Raw genomic sequence first — 20,192 nt, forward strand, 5'->3', positions numbered from 1 at the left:
AAATGGATTTGTTGACTTTATTACTCGAAAACAACCTTGAACATAACGTCTGTTTTCCGCCAACAATCAAAGCATCATGGTTGACGGAAGGTGTGTTACAGCTATTACCCGAAAAATCATCACTACAACAATCATCACTACTATCGTCTTCGCAAGAGCAAGCCGCCGACACACTGATTATCTCAGCCGGAATTCATGGTAATGAAACGGCACCGGTGGAAATTCTTCTCCAGCTACTGTCACAGTTGGCGCAGGGACACTTGCCATTGCAGCATAATCTTTTAGTGATATTCGGCAATCTACCGGCTCTGCGTGAAGGGCGACGATATCTTGATCATGATCTCAACCGTTTGTTTGGCGGTCGTTATCAACATTTTCCTGCAGGAAATGAAACACATCGTGCGATGGAACTGGCGTCTGTTGTCCGACAGTTTTTTAATGAACCCGTGGTTATGGCATCAACCAAACGCAGACACCTTGATCTTCACACGGCCATTCGGGGTTCCTGCCATGAGCAATTTGCGCTGTTGCCATACCAGCAGCGTGAATATGCGGCTGATTTTTTACAATGGCTGGAAGATAGCGATATTGATGCGCTGGTATTTCATAACACCGCCGGCGGGACATTCAGTCATTTTACCAGCGAACATTTCAATACAGACAGTTGTACATTGGAAATCGGTCAGGCGCTGCCTTTTGGACAAAACGAACTTGCAAGATTCACGAATATGACCGTCGCCTTGCGGGATTTAATTGCTGGTGTGTTTGCTATCAAACGAACAAAACCCACATGTGAACGCTATCGTGTGGTTGATGCCATTACTAAACAACACGACAGTTTTCGGCTCAATATCCCGGAAGAGACAAAAAATTTCACTGAATTGCCGGAGTGCTTTGAAATCGCACGCCAGCAAAATCAATCCGTAAAAATCACGTCACCTGCAAACGTTATCTTGTTTCCTAATGCCCGGGTGGCTATTGGGCTACGAGCAGGTTTGTTGTTGGCGAAATTCCCGTAATCCATTCATAAAAAGCAAGCCGTAGAGGTGATTGATGACGAAACCATTAAAAACACCTGTGGATTGTTTCACAGGTGCGCAGAAACTCCATCGTGGATTAAGTAAACGTCATATCCAGTTGATTGCCATTGGGGGTGCGATTGGGACGGGATTGTTTATGGGTACGGGAAAAACCATTGCCGTATCAGGGACTTCAATTATTCTGACCTATATTCTGATTGGCTTTTTTGCCTTTATGGTCATGAGAGCAATGGGCGAACTGTTGCTCTCCAAATTGGACTATCGGACGTTTGCCGATTTTGTCGCGGATTATCTCGGGGACAAAGCCAGCTATTTTCTGGGATGGACGTATTGGATGAGCTGGATTGTCAGTTGCATTGCCGATGTTGTAGTTTGTGGCGGCTATATCCAGTATTGGTTTCCCGATAGTTGGCTTTGGTTAACGGCGCTGTTTATTTTAGGTCTGATGGGCTTAAGTAACTTTTTTTCCGTGCGGTTATTTGGCGAAACGGAATTCTGGTTTGCCATGATTAAAGTGGTCGCCATCGTCGCCTTGATTCTCGTCGGGATTGGCATGGTTCTTGTGGGATGGACGTCACCCAATGGCGTGACGGCTTCTGTTCGTCATTTGACCGAGCCGGATGTATTCCTGCCAAATGGGGTATTCGGGTTTTTGGCGGGGTTTCAGATTGCCATTTTCTCTTTTACCGGCATTGAGTTGGTTGGCACTGTGACGGCGGAAACGAAAGAGCCAGAAAAAGTATTGCCGAAAGCGATTAATAGCATTCCGATTAGAGTCATTATTTTTTACGTGCTGTCCATTATGTGTATTATCGCTGTGACCTCATGGCCTCAGATTTCGTCGGAAGTGAGTCCATTTGTGACGTTATTCGCCTTGGCGGGGTTGCCGGCGGCCGCCGCGGTGATAAATTTTGTTGCCCTGACCTCGGCGATGTCTTCAGCAAACAGTGGCTTATACGCCTGCACCCGGATGCTGTATGGCTTGTCGACGGAAAAGCTGGCACATCGTAAATTTGCGCAGTTGTCGATAAAAAGCGCAGTGCCAATTTTCAGTTTGATATTTTCGGTTATTTGCATGGCAAGTGGTGTATTTCTGCTGTTTATCATCCCTGATGTAATGAAATTATTTACGATTGTGACGACAGTGGCCGCCATTATGGTGATTTACAGTTGGTGTATGATATTGCTTGCTTATCTGGCCTACCGCAAGAAACGCCCTGATCTGCATAAAAAATCTATCTATAAAATGCCGATGGGGATAACCATGACCTGGTGCACATTACTATTTTTTGCCTTTACGGTCGTGATCATGGTATTTGATTATGATACCCGCGTTGCCCTCTATGGCACGCCAGTGTGGTTTGTGATCCTGGAAGTCTTATGGCGAATGAAAAAACATCGGGAGCAACGGTCAGTTCGGGAGGAAAGGGTAAACTGAAGGTAAGGTGCCGATGACCTCACCCGGTGCTTGGATTGCCTGCATACTCAGCGTGGCAGATGCACTTGATAAGCGCTGAGTATTTTAGCTAAATAATTCCTGATAACAGAATTTAAGTCAAGGTATGCAATCCGCCTATCAAAGATGTCTAAAAATGACCATATTTTTGAACCATTGATACTGTTATATTGCGTTATGCGTTATGATAGTGATGTTTGTAAATAGTGGTAATAATCTACTTTAATGCTCTCTCTGCAATAGGATATTACCGGAGAAAGTTTATGGAGGTGTTCATAAGCGTCCTGATACGTAAAGATTTTTTTTTCATCAACACACCATATGATTTGTTCAATAATATCGCAAACAAGAATATCAGCGAGGTCACCGATTAACCGTTTAGGGAAAATAGTAGAAACGAGGTGATTATAATCTTCAAGAACGTGTGCCAATGAATAATAATAAGCTAATTCTTCAATCTCTTTGTTTGTGATATCAATGATGTTTTTTCTATCCGTAATCGGTACACCATTATTTTGATAGATACTATTACTATCGTAAATAGAGTGAATAAGCCCGGCAGCGATGACCTCTTTCCGGCATCCATGTTTCCTTAATAATCCTGCGGTTTGAATAAGATGAGCAGAATGGTGCCTGCCATAAATTTTACTTTTGTCAATTTCATAAGAAAGCGCAATCTGTGATAATAGATTCATAAATCACCGTATTTTATTTCATATAAATTAACAACGTCTTCCGGGTTTTTTGCTAATAGCTCATTAAAAAGAGGAATAAACCGTATAAAAATAGCAACAAGTATAACGATTAATGAATAATCCATTAATGCAATGGGATAGCCATAGTGTGTTATCAAAAATGGGGTGATCAGTAAACCGAGCGGGTTGCCAATAACAATACAGGCATTGTGCATGGACTGAACTTTGACACGGTTTTTCTCAGGAATGGCAATAGCACGGGAAGCTTCGATACAAACATTATTCATGATGATGACTGTACCCATTAAAAATGCCAAAATACACCAAATAACAACATGATGAACAAAAGATAATAATAAGAAACACCCCCCTAGAATGCTGAAAGAAAGTATGACACTCCGGGCTTTACCAATCATGAGTTCCGCTTTTTTCTGAAAATAGCAAGATGAAAAAATCGCGCCTGCCGCCGCACATCCTTCTATGGCACCAATGATGATAGGCTTACCTCCGTCCACGTTGACAACAAAATAGGGGATGATAAGAGAAGAAAAGGGCGTCAGCGACATATTGATAAGCAAAGAGGCCAATGCCCAATAGGGTTCAAAACGATATCTCATAAATATTTTTATTGTTTTTTTGATATTATCACTGACGGGATCTTTACCTGAGTAAATATAGCATCCTTTATTTTTCAAGGAGAAAAGGATAATGACCACAATAAAAGAGGCTCCTGTTATCACCCACATCATATTGATAATGCCGATGAATTGATATCCCGCTATTCCAAGCGCAATGCCAAATAAATTATTTGATGCCTGAATTAAAAAAGTCAGTCTGAAGGACGCCGCCATCATTTTATGATCGACAATTGATGGAATAAAAGCATTGACAACAGAGATGAAGAATGAATCAGTAAAGCCTACACCAATAGCAATTAAAATGTAGGAAAAAACAGTTATATTTATTGAGGATATCAATATCGCTGACAATGATATACTGATAAACAATGCTATCAATCCCATCAGTGTTTTCTTTTTTTCTTTTTTTTCAAATTTATGCGCGAGGAAAATCCCAAATGAACTTCTTGATACAAAATAAGAAAAAAGGAAATACGATGACAACCCTATGTTATCGTGACTCAAAAAATATAATGTAACGATAGAAATAAGAATCCGTGATGATAATGTATAAAGGGCTTCAGAATAACGGACTTTCAAGAAATCACTTGTCATTGATTGTTTATTCCTGACATCAATTTTTACGGGATAACGGGATAACGGGATAACGGGATAAATATTATTTTTTAATTTAAATTCCATATTATCACCTTGTCCTTTATTATCCCGTTTATCCCGCCAAACAATCAAAATATTTTTAATGTGTTACCATTCGATTACACGGTATTCCTTACGATCAACGCCAGTTCACACAAGGTTGGGTGAGAGAATAATGCCGCCAACGGAATTTCCCGATTTTGCTCACGCAGACGAGCCAGCAGTTGTATCGCTATCAGTGAATTCCCCCCCAACCCGAAGAAATGATCATGACGTCCCACCTGTTCCTGTTTCAACAATGCCTGCCAGATTTGAGCCAGTGCCGTTTCTATGTCACCGATGGGGGCTTCATAAGGAAGTGTAACAACCGCAGACAGGTCAGGTGTGGGCTGAGCCTGATACCTATCGGCAGGTTGAATGGGAATATCAACGATGGGCAGATGCGGCTCGGTTTCCAACGTGTTCACTAGACCTGTCAACGCGGTGATCATCGACGCGATCAAGCAATCCGGATCGATGCCCGACACGCTCTGAACCGCTAATCGGAAGCCTTTACCCAAATCATCTACGGCCAGATAAAGGGGATAGTTAGTTCTTTCCCATGCGCTAATCAATCGGATGCCTTCCCAGGTAATGAGGTTTACCTCTGGTTGGCTATGACGATAGTTGAGCAGGGCGGAAAAGAGCGGCAGAGGCGGAGTGACACCACTACAGCCTTGTGCCAGTGCCAGCGGTGCCAGCTCATGCTCTAACAACCGTGTCAACGTGTGGTAAGCCGCTTGCACGGTTGCCTGTACGCTATGCCCCGCAAGTTGAAGTCGTACAGGCAGGGTATTGATAAACAGACCCGGTGTCCGTTCAATATCGGCATTCCCCTGCATACGCCCCAGCAGAATTGTTCCGAAGACCACATCATCCCGCTGGCTGACTTTTGCCAGTACCTGCGCCCACGCGACATGAAACAGTACCCCGGGGCTAACACCTTGACGGCGCGCCTGAGTGCGGATAGATCGGGCCAGTGCGGGCTTCAGTAGTCTGGTGGTTTCTGTCACAGCTCGATCTCCACTGTAGACATCCAGTATCCCAAAAGGCGCCGTCGGTGCATCCACGTCGGCGAGCATCTGCCGGAAATAGTCCTCATGCTCCGATGCCGGCACCTTCAGAGACTGGGCGATAAAGTGACGGTAAGGCAGTGCAGGGGGCAAGTGCTCAGCCCGATGGTGCAGCAGAGCGTTGATTTCAGTGATGATAAGTTCCAGCGACAGATGATCATTGAGTATGTGATGGCAACATAGCGCCAGTAACCACTCCCCATCCTGTGGGTTATAGGTGATATCGGCGGCGATGAGCGGAGCCTGACTGATATCAAGACGGTGTCGGTACGGATCGATCTGCGCGAACCACTGAGACGGAATATCTTTGCTGCTATCAGGCTCAAAAGTGTTGATGCGCAGGGGGGCTTGCCGCCAGACAACTTGCACAGGTTGGGGTAGTGCCTGCCAACAGATGGCCGTTCGCAGAATATCGTGGCGGTCGATGACGTGTTGTAAAGCCGTCAGAAAGGCATCAAGACGTTCGCGGGTGTTGAAAGCCAGCTGGATGTGTAACAGATAAATATCCCCTTGTGTTTGCAACAGGTGATGGAACAGCATCCCTTCCTGCAATGGTGCGAGCGGGTAGATATCCTGAATATTCGCCATCCCATCGGGCAGGGTTGCAGCGATGGTATCAATCTCGCGTTGCGTCAGGGAAACCAGTGGCAACATATCAGGGGTGATGGCGCTACATCCCTCAGGGATAAGATTGGGGGGAGCGGTGAATGTGGTTGTATTATCCCCGACGGCTCGCATTGCTTTCGCCATTTCGGTAAGCACGGGGGTGGCAAATACAGTACGGATATCCAGTTGCCAATTTTGGCCGCGCAACCGTTCAATCAGGTTGACAACCATCAGCGAGTGACCACCAAGCTCGAAGAAATGGTCATAACGCCCCACTTTTTCCAGCCCTAATAACGCTTGCCAGATCTTGGCCAGTGCTATCTCCATCTCGCCGACGGGGGCGGCATAAGTGTGGGTGACAATTGCAGACTGATCCGGCATTGGCAATGCCTGGCGATCGAGCTTGCCATTGGGTGCTAATGGGAAAGCGTCGAGTGTGACAAAGGCGCTGGGCAGCATATAATCGGCAAGATGTTGTGCGAGCTGCTGGCGCAGTTCCGCGGGTATCAGTTTTGCATGCGGTTCGGCGAGCAGATAAGCCACAAGGCGCTTGTCACCCGGTATAGCCTGACGACTCAGACCTTCATGGGGAACGACGATAGCCTCACGCACACCGTGGCACTGTAACAACCGGGCTTCGATTTCGCCCAGTTCGATGCGGAAACCACGTATCTTGATCTGAAAATCATTACGACCCAGATAGTCGATATTGCCATCAGGTCGCCAGCGCCCCAGATCGCCGGTTTTATACATGCGGGCGTTAGGGTGATCGCTGAATGGATCGGCAACAAATTTCTGCGCTGTCAGTGCTGGCTGATTCGAATAACCACGGGCGACCCCCATCCCGCCGATATGGATTTCTCCGCTCACGCCAACAGGAACGGGTTGGTTGAAGGCATCCAAAATATAGATACGGGTATTGGCCAGCGGGCGACCAATGGGGATGGTGTTGGTGATATGCGGGCGTTGTTTATTCTCGATCCTCAGTGTCGTTGCGGTGACCGTGATCTCAGTCGGGCCATAGGCGTTGATCCAACGGCAGGATTGTGTCGCGGGGCACGATAGCCAGTCTGTTAAATAGCGCGGCTCGACTTTATCACCCCCAACGATGACCGTGTGCAGATAGGGGCTGAAACCACTTTGACCGGCTATCATCGCCTGCACCCAATGATGCCAGAAGGCGGTCGGGATATTGATGATCGTCATCTTTTGTTCCCGCAAAAAATCGACAAAAGTGTTATCCGGTACTTTGATATGGGGTGGACGCAGGATCAGTGTCGCGCCGGAGGCAAGGGTAGGGAAAATATCGGATACCGAAATATCAAACGCGACGGTCACGAATTGCAAAATCCGATCCCCTTGGCGGGGGTTACTGACCTGACGTTGAGCATGAATAAGACTCACGACATTATGGTGTTCCAGCATGACCCCTTTTGGGTGTCCGGTTGAACCGGAAGTGTAAATGATATAGGCCAAATGGTGTGGCTTAAGGCCGATTTGTCTGCTGTCAGGATTATGCACCGGCTGTTTCGCCACCTGTTGTTGATGAACGAGATCGTCCAACAACCAGACAGGCCGATCTTGGATGGATAAGCGAGTCTGTAAATGTTGCTGAGTCAGTAAGATGACAGGTTGGCTGTCCGACAATTGGTAGATCAGTCGTTCATCGGGATAGTCTGGATCGAGCGGGATATAACCGGCCCCGGCTTTTAAGATCCCGAACAAGCCGATGATCATGTCCAGACCCCGTTCAACACAAATCGCCACCCGATCATCAGGACGCACGCCAAACGCTATCAGATGGTGTGCCAGTTGATTAGCGTGACAGTTCAACGCGCGGTAACTCAGCGATTGACCTGCAAAGACCACGGCAGTGGCATCCGGCGTGCGTTGCACTTGCTGTTCAAAACATTCGTGGATGAACGCCGCTGGCGGGAAATCCGTCTGCCCGGTTTGGAAGGTGGGGGGATTGAAATCAACCAGCAACTGCTGACGCTCTGCAACGGATAACATCGGTAGATGGACAATGGCCTGCGTTTCATCGGTTGTCATGGCTGTCAGTACTTGAGTGAGATAGCCCACGATACGTTCAACCGTCGCCCGATCGAACAAATCCGAAGCATATTCTAGCTGACCACTGAGTGTATCTTCTGTTTCATGGAGGGATAGCGTCAGATCAAAGTGTGCGTTGTGGCGCAGTGGTTCAATGAATGTTACGGACAAACCGGGTAATTCCAGCGATTGAGTGGGGGTATTGTTCAGCGCCAGCATGGTCTGAAAGATCGGGCTGTAACTCAGGCTGCGGTCAGGTTGCAGCACTTCCACCAATTGCTCAAAAGGCAGATCTTGATGTGCATAGGCCGCCAGCGCCCGTTCACGAACGTGGGCGAGCAATTCTGCTACAGTGATACCATTGTCCAGTTCGATACGTAAGGGTAAGGTATTGACGAAAAAGCCGATTAATCCCTCCAGTTCACTGCGCGGGCGGTTAGACACCGGGGTGCCGATGACAATATCGTCCTGACCACTCAGGCGGGCAAGCACAATACTCCAGGCTGCCAGCAGGGACATAAATAACGTTGTGCCCTGACGCTGTCCCAGTGCTTTGAGGGCAATCAAGACGTCCGTTGCTAAGTGGACGGGCACATAGCTGCCTGAGTAACTCAACGCGGGTGGGCGTGGTCGGTCGGTGGGGAGCGCGAGCAGTGTTGGTGCGCCTTGAAGCTGCGCTTGCCAGAAATGCTGTTGTGCGGTGAGGTATTCTCCTTGTAGCCGTTTCTGTTGCCAGAGGGCATAGTCGGCATACTGAATCGGCAGGGAGGGCAGAGGAGGCTCCTGTTCTCCTAGTGCGGCGCGGTAGTATACGCTCAGTTCATGAAGCAACACCCCTACCGACCAGCCATCGGAAATCATGTGGTGTTGGGTGAGGAGAAACACATGTTCTTCGTCCGTCAGTTGCAGCAATTGACCCCGGATCAGCGGTTCATGAGTGAAATTAAACGGGGTGCGTATTTCGAATTCCCGTTGTTCGTCAAGGCGGATTGAGCGTGAAGTTTCGTCTAACCCGCGCAGATCCTGATAAGTCAGGGCAAAGCCGATATCCTCGGCGTCGATGTGCTGGCAGGGCTGTTCATGCACCAGAACAAAACGGGTGCGCAGGCTTTCATGCCGGGCGACGAGGCGATCAAGTGCGGCCGTAAACGCGGCATGATTGAGCTGTCCGCTGAGGCGCAGGGCGGCCGGAATATGGTAGGCCAGATTAGCAGCGGGATCGAGTCGGGCGAGAAACCACAGGCGCTGCTGAGCGAAAGAGAGCGGTAGTGGCTGGTGGCGATCGGCAGTGGGGATGATCGTTTGCGTGACCACGGGCGCGTCGGTGAGTACGTCAGCTAAATCGGCGAGGACAGGGTAGGTAAAGAGTTGAGATAAAGGCAGATCCAGCGCCAGCTTTTGCCGTATCCGCGCGGTAAGTTGAACTGCAAGTAGCGAATGGCCGCCAAGCTCAAAGAAATGGTCATGCCGCCCCACGTTTTCCAGCCCCAATAACGTCTGCCAGATCTCGGCCAGTGCCCTTTCCGTGTCATTGATCGGCGCTTCATAGCCGCGAGTGGCAATGGCAGACTGATCCGGCGCGGGCAATGCCTGGCGGTTGAGTTTGCCGTTCGGTGTCAGCGGGAAGGCATCCAGTGTCACAAAGGCGGCGGGCAGCATATAGTCAGGAAGATATTGTGCGAGCTGTCGGCGTAATTCCGCTGGTTTCAGTGTCTCATTCGGTTCAGCCAGCAGATAAGCCACCAGGTGTTTCTGGTTATCTTTATCTTCGCGAGCCAGTACCACGGCTTCGCGGACACCGTGGCATTGTCCGAGTTGAGCCTCAATTTCACTCAGTTCAATCCGAAAGCCGCGTAACTTGACCTGAAAATCGTTGCGACCGAGATATTCAATATTGCCGTCGGGCAACCAGCGTCCTAAGTCACCGGTTTTGTACATCCGGGCGTCGGGATCGCAGGAGAACGGATTAGTGAGAAAGCGTTCGGCGGTGAGTTCAGAATGGTTGAGATAGCCGCGGGCAACGCCGGCGCCGGCGATATAGATTTCCCCCATCACCCCAAGTGGGGCAGGCTGACCGTTGGTGTCGAGGACATAGACTTGGGTATTGGCGATGGGGCGTCCAATATGCGCAACAAAGCCTGTTGTCCGGTTCATTTGTGCCCAGGTTGAATAGGTCGTTGTCTCCGAAGGGCCGTACATATTATGCACATTTTGTACAAAAGAGTGGGCGAGCAATGGCTCAACCACATGGGGTTTCAACGCTTCACCCGCCAGATTGATGGTGTGGGCTGTCGCAGGGATTGTGTTGGTGTCGATCACATGGGCGATAGCTGATGGCACGGTATTGATCAGGCTGATTGCCTGTTTTGTGGTGGTCAGTGTAAGGATATTAGGCACAAGATGGACTGTGCCACCCGAAATGAGTGGCGCAAAACATTCGTACACGGCCAAGTCAAAATTCAGGGAGGTCGAGAAAAGCGAATGCGCCAATGCTTCAGAGCTGAAAGCCTGCTGTGTCCAGGTCAGGAAATTCACGGTATTGCGATGTTCAATTGCCACACCTTTCGGCTGTCCAGTCGAACCTGAGGTGTAGATCACATAGGCCAGGTGGCGTGATGTCAGGTGCTGTGCCTGCGCATCTGGATTTTCGCAGGATAGGCTTTCAGGGGATAGGGTGAGATTGTCGAGTATCACGGTGGGCACAGAACAGGTGAATTGTTCTATCAGCGTGATCAGCGCCGTTTGGGTCAGGATGACTTTCGGTGCCGCGTCGGCAAGCATATAGGCTAACCGTTCGCTGGGGTAAGCCGGATCGAGCGGCACGTAGGCGCCCCCGGCTTTCAGAATCCCGAATAAACCGACCACCATAGCCAGATGACGTTCGGTACAAATCGCCACCCGATCATCCGGGCGCACACCCAGTGTCATCAGATGATGAGCCAGACGATTGGCACAACGGTTCAGCATGTCATAACTCAGGGAGTGCTCTTCAAAGACAACGGCAATGGCATCCGGTGTGCGTTGTACCTGCGCTTCGAACAGTTGATGAATTAACGCATCCTGTGGGAAATCGGCTTGAGTGGCGTTGAAATCGACCAACAATTGTTGCCGTTCAGTCGCAGGCAGAATGGGGATGTGCAAGATCGGTTTTTGGGGAGCCGTATCTAATGCGTCAACCAGCCCCGTTAGCGCGGTCGTCATATAGGTGATCAAACGGGTCGGCTCGATGCCTGATACGGTCTGGACAACCAAATTGAAGCCTTCACCCCAATCATCCACGGATAAGGTGAGAGGATAGTTGGTTCTCTCCTGTACCGCCAACAGACGTATTCCTTCTGATATGGTACGGACTAAATCCGGTTGGCTATGGCGATAGTTGAGCAGAGCGCTGAAGAGCGGTAAGGGGGGGATCACTCCGCTACAGCGCTGTGCCAGTGCCAGTGGCGCTTGTTCGTGTTCCAGTAATCCCATTAGGCTGCGGTAAGCGGCTTGTACCGTTTCTTGTACGCTGTTCTCCGCAAGCCGGATTCGCACGGGCAGGGTGTTGATAAACAGCCCCAGAACTCGCTTGATGCCGATACTCTCTTGCATTCTTCCCAGCAAAACCGTGCCGAAAACCACATCATTCCGTCCGCTGGTGTGTGCCAGTACCAGTGCCCATGCGACATGAAACAGCACGCCGGGGCTGACTCCCTGCCGGCGGGCTTGCATTCGGATCGTGCTGGCCAGCGCGGTGTCAAGTGACTGAGTGGACTCGGTGATCTGTCTGTCCCCGCGGTGGACATCCAGTACGCCAAACGGTGCCGTGGGCGCATCAATATCGGCAAGGACTTCACGGAAGTACGTTTCATGGTGGGAAGCGGGTATACGCAGGGATTGGGCGACAAAATGGCGGTAAGGCAATGCCGGGGGCAAGTTATCAGAGCGCTTGTTTCTAACATGCGGGTTTTTGAGATGATCCGGTAACCGCGCGTTAATCTCATCAATGATCAGTTCCAGTGTCATATGGTCACTGACCAGATGGTGGAAACATAAGGCCAGCAGCCACTCCCCCTGATGTGCATGGTAGGCAATGTCGGCAGAGAAGAGTGGCGCCTGATTCACATCGAGGCGGCGCTGGTTCGGATCGGTGTGTGCCAATAATTGGGACGGAACGTCTTGTTCGTTGTCCGGTATCAAGGTGTTAACGCGCAGGGATGCCTGCCGCCAGACGACTTGCACGGGTTGTGATAATCCCCGCCAGCAAATGGCGGTACGCAGAATATCGTGGCGGTCAATCACCTGTTGTAAGGCGGTCAGAAAAGCATCAAGGCGTTCACGGGTGTCGAAAGCCAGCAGGTTGCGTAATAAATAAGTATCCCCCTGTGTTTGCAACAAATAATGGAACAGAATACCTTCCTGTAGTGGCGCGAGTGGGTAGATATCCTGAATATTGGCGACACCTCCGGGAATGGTAGCGGCAAGAGTATCAATCTCATTTTGCGTCAGGGTGACCAGAGTTAACATCTCCGGGGTAATGGCGACGCAGCCGTCAGGAATAAGATTGGGTGGCACGGTGAACGCGGTCGTCTGGTTCTGGCGAGTTTCACTCTGAACCCACCGCATCGCTTTCGCCATTTCGCCCAGCTCGGGGGTGGCGAATACCGTATGGATATTCAGCATCCAACCCAGATCGTGCAGCCTTTCAATCAGGCTGACCGCGATCAGTGAATGCCCGCCCAACTCGAAAAAGTGGTCGTGGCGGCCAATACGTGCTATTCCCAGCAAGGTTTGCCAGGTTTGCGCCAGCGTGATTTCTGCTTCTCCCACTGAGGCGGCGTAACTGCGCATAACGACGGCCGTCTGATCCGGTGTCGGCAGAGCCTGACGGTCGAGTTTGCCATTGGGGGTCAGCGGGAAAGCGTCGAGTGTGACGAACGCGCCGGGCAGCATATAGTCGGGAAGATACTGGGTGAGCTGTTGGCGTAATTCCGCTGGCACCAGTGTGCTATTCGGCTCAGCCAGCAGATAAGCCACCAGCTGTTTCTGGTTATCTTTATCTTCGCGAACCAGTACCACGGCTTCGCGGACGCCGTGGCATTGCCCGAGTTGAGCCTCAATTTCACTCAATTCAATCCGAAAACCGCGTAGTTTGACCTGAAAATCGTTGCGACCGAGATATTCAATCGTGCCATTAGGCAACCAGCGCCCCAGATCGCCGGTTTTGTACATCCGGGCGTCCGGATCGGAGGAGAATGGATTAGCAAGAAAGCGCTCGGCGGTAAGTTCGGGCCGGTTGAGGTAGCCGCGGGCAACGCTGACACCGGCTACATAGATTTCGCCGGTCATACCCATCGGGACAGGCTGACCGTTGGCATCCAGAAGATAGATTTGGGTATTGGCGATAGGGCGACCAATGGGTGGCGCATTGTCTTCCTGGCTATCACACCGGCCGAGGGTGGCGCAGATCGTCGTTTCCGTCGGTCCGTAAGCATTGATCATGTGTCGTCCCTGTGCCCAGCGTTTGGTCAGGGTCGGCGGACAAGCCTCACCGCCGACAAGTAAGGTCTGGAGCGTGTCGGGTAGAGAATCAACAGCGGCCAAAACTGTGGGTGGCAGAATGACGTGGGTAATGCGGTTGATTGCTAAGTAGCTGGAGAGCGCCGCACCAGGCAGGAGATGGGCACGTTTGGCAAGATAGAGGCGGGCGCCTACCCGCAAGGCCATACAGCATTCCCAAATACAGGCATCGAAACTGTTCGAAGCGAACTGCAAGATGCGGCTGTCTGGTGTGAGTGACAGTGTGTTTTGCTGCGTCGTGATCAAATTGCATAAGCCGCGATGTTCAATCATGACCCCCTTGGGTTGCCCGGTAGAGCCAGAGGTATAAATGACATAAGCCAGATGGCGAGCGGTCAGCCCCCGCGCTTGAATAGCCGGGTTTTCTTCCGACTGTTTATGCAACACGGAGTGGGTTCGGGTTTCCGACCATTTTTGGGTATCCACAATGACGGTAGCTATCACGGGCAGGTGACTGCCGAGTGTCTCCATGATGGCCGCCTGCGTGATCAGTGCAATGGGCGCTGAATCAGTGAGCATATACGTTAGCCGTTCGGTGGGGTAAGCCGGATCGAGTGGCACATAAGCTCCGCCGGCCTTTAGGATACCGAATAAACTGACCACCATATCCAGACCACGTTCAACACAAACGGCCACCCGATCATCCGGCCGGACACCCAATTCAATCAAATAATGAGCCAGACGATTGGCATGACGGTTCAGCGCATCATAACTCAGGGATTGATCTTCAAAGACGACGGCAATGGCATCGGGATGACGTTGTACCTGTGCTTCGAACTGTTGATGAATCAGTGTATTTTGTGGGAAATCGGCTTGAGTGGTATTGAAATCCACCAATATTTGTTGACGTTCAGCTTCGGGCAACAGGGGTAAATTGACGATTGGTGTATCCAGCGAGGTGAGGGCGGCATCGAGTAATACGGCAAGGCGGGATTGGAGAGCCACGATCTCTGCGGTGCTCAGGTAATCCGCGGAGTAATGGAATTCAATCGTGATGGGCGGATCGTTATCATCATCGTCATCGCCAAAATAGAGTTTGTGCTGCCTGACAGAGACTGACAGGGGATAGGGTGGCATACCCCGGTAGAGTGTAAAGAAGTTGATATGAGTCTCTTCATCTTCGACATGCAGATCAGCCTTAAAAGGTTCAAGTGATAATGAAATGTCAAATAATTCCGGGCGCCCCGTTTTCTGTTTGATGTGTGTTTGTCGATTGATTTCTGCAACCGGGCAGCGGTGGTGCTTATGGCTGCGACTGAACTCGGTAGCGGCTTTATGCATTACATCACGGAATGTGTCCGTTGGTGAAAGGGTTACGCCAATCGGGATCACGGACGCGAACATCCCGACCGTGCGTTTTTGTCGGGCATTTTTACGGTTGTGTACGGGCACGCCGATGACAATTTCATTCGCATCGGTTGTCCGCATGAAATAGCAAGCGAGAACCGCATACATGAAATGCAGGAGAGGTAGACCCTGGCCAGCTACGGTTTTTTTGATACGTTGAAAAAGAGCTTGGTCGATTGACCAAAAAACAGGTTTGGCTTGCCCCTGGCTTGCGCTCTTGTTGGCATGAGCAGGCGAAAGCAAGGGCGGTGGCAGGTTTTCATAACGTTTCAGCCAGAATTGCATATCGTTTGCGTAGTCTTGAGATGCCAGATAGGTGCGGTCATCCTCGATAAAATCCAGATAGGAGGGCGCAGCATCACGGTTCAGCGGTTCACCTTTTACCAAACGATTATAGCTATCGATAACATCGTTAAGGAGCAGGAACAGACCGGAACCATCATTGATCAAATGATGGCAGCAAAATTGCCAGTACCGACATGTCTGACTCACCCGTAACAATTCGGAACGCCACAGTGTCCCGTTTAGGTGGAACAGACGCACAAACATGGCATCAATATGTTGTTTGGCCCGGGCTTCAGCGTCTGAATATGGTGAAAAATCATGTATGACGACGGATGCTGGCAGGGTGTCAGTCACTGTTTGCAGGGACAATGTGTGCGTGTTGGTGAGCTGTAACCGCAGTGTATCATGGCGATAAACAATGGCTTCAAAGGCACGGGTGAACAACGCCTCATCCAATTTTCCTTCAATGCGGATAAAAAAGCCGATGTTGTAGTTAGGCGAATCGGGATGAATAGCCTGCTCGAACCAGATGGCCTGCTGGCGGGAGCTAAGGGGGTGTGCATTAAGGGAAGCATGGTGATGATCAACGGCTGAGGAGGTGTTTAAGGCATTATTTTGGCTGTGTGACATACTCATATCCTTTTTAATAGTTCAGATTTCAGCTGATCCATTTGTTAGAAAAGAAGATACTTAATTGTCTTTAATTAACCTGAAGTTAGGGCAAACAATGCTCTGGATATACAGAGGTAAACAAGTGTTTTCGACTAAATAATCATCATTAAACAAGTATTTTAGGTTAAATTAACTAAGTTGTTACGTAATGTCGATACTTTTTGTTGTTATAAGGAAAATTGTTGTTATAAGGAAAATGTGGTGTAAGCGTCGAGGTGAGGTGACAGCCTGATACTTTGCAACGAAAGGAGAACCAAATGAGAAGGGATGATGGAAAACGGAAGTGTCAAAGAAGAGAAGCCGCCATGCTAACAGCATGGCGGCATTTTATCTCGCCAGAAAGTTAGGCGTTTTCTTGCTGCGTTGCCTGAATTGCGGTGAGTGCAACGGTATACACGATATCGTCAACTAAAGCACCACGGGACAGGTCATTAACGGGTTTACGCATCCCTTGCAGCATTGGCCCAATGGAAACCAGATCCGCAGAGCGCTGTACCGCTTTATAAGTGGTGTTACCGGTGTTCAGATCAGGGAAGATGAACACGGTCGCCTGGCCTGCCACGGGTGAATTCGGCGCTTTGGATTTTGCGACATCAGCCATGATCGCGGCGTCGTACTGCAATGGGCCGTCGATGATCAGATCCGGGCGTTTTTCCTGTGCCAGACGCGTGGCTTCACGCACTTTCTCAACATCGCTGCCGGCACCAGAGTTACCGGTGGAGTAGGAGATCATCGCAACGCGAGGCTCGATACCAAACGCTTTGGCAGAATCAGCTGACTGAATGGCGATTTCAGACAGTTGTTCTGCGGTTGGATCGGGGTTGATGGCGCAGTCACCGTAAACCAACACTTGCTCTGGCAGTAACATAAAGAAGACAGAAGAAACCAGCGAGCTGTTCGGTGCGGTTTTAATTAACTGCAATGGCGGACGAATGGTGTTCGCAGTGGTGTGAACTGCACCGGAAACCAGACCGTCAACTTCGTTTTGCTCCAGCATCAGTGTGCCCAGCACAACGTTATCTTCCAGTTGTTCGCGGGCAACGACTTCAGTCATGCCTTTGTTTTTACGCAGTTCAACCAGACGTGGAACATAACGTTCACGTACTGTGGCCGGATTCACGATCTCAATGCCTGCGCCCAGTTCAACGCCCTGCGCGGCCGCCACACGGCGGATTTCTTCTGGATCACCCAACAGGATACATTCTGCAATACCACGCTCAGCACAGATCGCTGCGGCTTTAACGGTACGGGGTTCGTCACCTTCTGGCAGAACGATACGCTTACCGGCCTGGCGAGCCAGTTCAGTGAGCTGGTAGCGGAATGCCGGTGGAGACAAGCGATTTGGACGCACCGAGGTTGCCGCCAAAGAATCGATCCACTCGCTGCTGATGTGTTGTGCAACGTAGTTTTGTAATTTTTCAATACGTTCGTGGTCATCGACCGGCACTTCCAGGCTGAAACTTTGCAGGTTCAGGGAGGTCTGCCAGGTATTGGTTTTCACGGTGAAAACCGGCAGGCCAGTGTTGAATGCACGCTCACACAATTCACGGATAGACTCATCAATGGAGTAACCCCCGGTCAGCAAGACAGCACCAACTTCAATACCATTCATGGCCGCCAGACAAGCCGTGATCAGGACATCTGGACGGTCAGCGGACGTCACCAACAGCGAGCCTGGACGGAAATATTCCAGCATGTTAGGAATGCTTCGCGCACAGAACGTGACGGACTTAATACGACGGCTTTCGATAGCCCCTTTATTGATGATGTCGGCTTTCAGGTGTTTCGCCATATCAATCGCACGGGTTGCGATCAGATCGAAACTCCATGGAATACAGCCGAGAACAGGCAGAGGACTGTTTTTGAAGATGGTTTTCGGATCGATGTGGGCAACCGTTGCTTTGCTGGACTCGTCAAAAATTTCAGACAAATCCGGGCGGGTGCGGCCTTGATCATCAACGGGGGCATTCAGTTTGTTGACAATAACACCGATGATATTCTGGTTTTTAATGCCACCGTATTCAGCACGGATCAGTTCAATCCGCTCTTTTAACTGTTCTGGGCTGTTAGTCCCCAATGCAGTGACGAACACGATCTCTGCGTTCAGTGTCTTCGCAATTTCATAGTTCAGGGATTGAGCAAACGGATGTTTGCGAGTCGGCACCAGACCTTCAATCAGAACGACTTCGGCATCCTGAGTATTTTCGTGGTAACGTGCCACGATCTCTTCCATCAACACATCTTTTTTGTTGGTGGTCAGCAGTAATTCCACATGCGCCATAGCCAGCGGCTCGGCAGCATGGATGCTGGAGTGTGAACGAATAATGGATGTGGTTTGATCCTGAGAACCAGTATGGCGTGGTTGTGCGATAGGTTTGAAAACGCTTAAACGAACGCCTTTCTGCTCCATAGAGCGGATAACACCCAAACTGACACTGGTCAGGCCAACGCTGGTGCCAGTCGGGATTAACATAATTGTACGGGACACGGAAACCTCTTTAACGGTTGCTTGTCAGTCAATAAATGTGACTCTGTGTGATAGATTTAATGCTATATGAATAGACAAATATCAACCATGAGCTAACGCAATCTTGATTCAGGAACTAGGATGGAATGTGCTCATGGATACAGAACCGCCAGACATACTGGCGGTTCCTGAAAATGATATCGCTTAAGCTGTCAGGCGAGCTGAATCCTGAGCAATGACCAATTCTTCATTGGTTGGAATAACCAGAGCAGGACGGCTGTTATCGGTAGTGATAACGCCTGATTTGCCGAAACGGGCAGCCAGGTTACGTTCGTGATCATATTCAAAGCCTAACAGGGCGACTTTCTTCATGGTCAGCTCACGAACCAGAGCGGAGTTTTCACCGATACCACCGGTGAAGATAATTGCGTCCAGACGGCCTTCCATCAGTGCGCTGTAGGCGCCGATGTATTTAGCCAGGCGGTGGCAGTAAACATCCATCGCACGTTTTGCGTCCGCTTTGGTTGTGTAGTTATCTTCTACGTAACGGCAATCGCTGGTGACTTCGGTCAGACCCTGGAAGCCAGATTCTTTGGTCAGCAGGGTGTTAATTTGATCGATGGTCATGCCCATTGCGTCGTGCAGGTGGAATACGATAGCAGGATCGATGTCACCACTACGTGTTCCCATCACCAGACCTTCCAGTGGCGTCAGACCCATAGAGGTATCAACACACTGACCGTTAACAATGGCAGAAACAGAGCCTCCATTGCCCAAATGGCAGGTGATAACATTCAGTTCTTCAACCGGTTTGTCCAGCATTTTAGCGGCTTCGCGGGAAACATAGAAATGGCTGGTACCATGTGCGCCATAACGACGGATGCCATGTTCTTTATACAGGTTGTAAGGCAGTGCATACAGGTAAGCTTCTTCTGGCATCGTCTGGTGGAATGCGGTGTCAAAAACGGCAATGTTTTTCTCAACCAGATGAGGGAACGCTTTTTTCGCTTCTGCAATACCGATTAAGTGAGCCGGGTTGTGCAGTGGTGCAAATGGAATTGCCGCTTCAATGCCTTCAATCACTTCATCCGTAATGATCATGGAAGAGGTGAACTTCTCACCACCGTGTACAATACGGTGACCGATGGCTGAAATCTGGGCAGAAAGTTCAGGTTTTTCAGCCAGAATAGTATTAACGATGAAGTTCAGTGCTTCGCTGTGTGCGGCACCGGCGCCTAAAGCAGCTTCGTTTTTCGCACCATCCATTTTCCATTTGATACGCGCTTCAGGCAGGCCAAAGCATTCGGCTAAGCCAGAAAGATATTCTTCACCATTAGCAGGGTCGATGATAGCGAATTTCAGGGAGGAGCTACCGCAATTAAGAACCAGTACCAGCTTACTTGACATGGAAATACCTATTATCTTGTTGTGATCTAATCTTAAAATAAGAAAAATGTTAAAAAACGATATGATTTATTAACAATACGAATCCCATTGCTGCAAAAAAGGTCAAAACGCTTGTTTTGCTACTGCAACAACATAAAAGTCTGTGTAGGATACCGTTTGCTAGCAATAAAGACAAAATATACTTAATAGTATTAATACTACAAAAAAGATTTTATCTTTT

The 20,192-nt window shown here is 49.6% G+C and carries 7 protein-coding genes and 1 pseudogene; 2 read left to right on the forward strand and 6 right to left on the reverse strand.

The features are described 5' to 3' along the window. Nucleotides 1-2 precede the first annotated feature (2 nt). Nucleotides 3-1,019, forward strand: a complete 1,017-nt coding sequence (gene astE, locus XPG1_RS05485) for a succinylglutamate desuccinylase (RefSeq protein ID WP_052708255.1) — start codon at nucleotides 3-5, stop codon at nucleotides 1,017-1,019. Nucleotides 1,020-1,053: 34 nt separating this feature from the next. Then, the gene (locus XPG1_RS05490) at nucleotides 1,054-2,478 is read left to right on the forward strand and encodes an amino acid permease (protein ID WP_045958180.1); all 1,425 of its coding nucleotides are present in this window, start codon (nucleotides 1,054-1,056) and stop codon (nucleotides 2,476-2,478) included. A gap of 200 nt (nucleotides 2,479-2,678) precedes the next feature. Here the strand turns inward: XPG1_RS05490 and XPG1_RS05495 are convergent, their stop codons facing one another. The 6 genes and pseudogenes from XPG1_RS05495 to ackA form a co-directional block, all read right to left on the reverse strand. Then, nucleotides 2,679-3,191: a DUF6817 domain-containing protein gene (locus XPG1_RS05495; RefSeq protein ID WP_045958181.1), complete on the reverse strand. Its 513-nt coding sequence runs from the start codon at nucleotides 3,189-3,191 to the stop codon at nucleotides 2,679-2,681. After that, nucleotides 3,188-4,510: an MFS transporter gene (locus XPG1_RS05500; protein ID WP_045958182.1), complete on the reverse strand. Its 1,323-nt coding sequence runs from the start codon at nucleotides 4,508-4,510 to the stop codon at nucleotides 3,188-3,190. The genes XPG1_RS05495 and XPG1_RS05500 overlap by 4 nt, the downstream gene beginning before the upstream one ends. Before the next feature lie 74 nt (nucleotides 4,511-4,584). Beyond that, nucleotides 4,585-4,746 carry a phosphopantetheine-binding protein gene (locus XPG1_RS19260; RefSeq protein ID WP_436286827.1) on the reverse strand — a complete coding sequence of 54 codons (162 nt, stop codon included), beginning with the start codon at nucleotides 4,744-4,746 and terminating at the stop codon, nucleotides 4,585-4,587. A 114-nt stretch (nucleotides 4,747-4,860) separates the two neighbouring features. After that, nucleotides 4,861-16,062: pseudogene (locus XPG1_RS05505) on the reverse strand (non-ribosomal peptide synthetase); the annotation flags it as partial. Between the two features lie 379 nt (nucleotides 16,063-16,441). Next, the gene (gene pta / locus XPG1_RS05510) at nucleotides 16,442-18,586 is read right to left on the reverse strand and encodes a phosphate acetyltransferase (RefSeq protein WP_045958183.1); all 2,145 of its coding nucleotides are present in this window, start codon (nucleotides 18,584-18,586) and stop codon (nucleotides 16,442-16,444) included. 183 nt (nucleotides 18,587-18,769) lie between these two features. Beyond that, nucleotides 18,770-19,972, reverse strand: coding sequence for an acetate kinase (gene ackA / locus XPG1_RS05515; RefSeq protein ID WP_045958184.1), 1,203 nt, complete (start codon nucleotides 19,970-19,972; stop codon nucleotides 18,770-18,772). Between the last annotated feature and the right edge of the window lie 220 nt (nucleotides 19,973-20,192).

The organism is Xenorhabdus poinarii G6, assembly GCF_000968175.1.
GTDB lineage: Bacteria > Pseudomonadota > Gammaproteobacteria > Enterobacterales > Enterobacteriaceae > Xenorhabdus > Xenorhabdus poinarii.

What these genes read in the sequence shown, in the direction of transcription:
- astE (WP_052708255.1), top strand. Translation starts at nt 3, where the DNA reads ATGGATTTGTTGACTTTATTACTCGAAAACAACCTTGAACATAACGTC.
- XPG1_RS05490 (WP_045958180.1), top strand. Translation starts at nt 1,054, where the DNA reads ATGACGAAACCATTAAAAACACCTGTGGATTGTTTCACAGGTGCGCAG.
- XPG1_RS05495 (WP_045958181.1), bottom strand. Translation starts at nt 3,191, where the DNA reads ATGAATCTATTATCACAGATTGCGCTTTCTTATGAAATTGACAAAAGT.
- XPG1_RS05500 (WP_045958182.1), bottom strand. Translation starts at nt 4,510, where the DNA reads ATGGAATTTAAATTAAAAAATAATATTTATCCCGTTATCCCGTTATCC.
- ackA (WP_045958184.1), bottom strand. Translation starts at nt 19,972, where the DNA reads ATGTCAAGTAAGCTGGTACTGGTTCTTAATTGCGGTAGCTCCTCCCTG.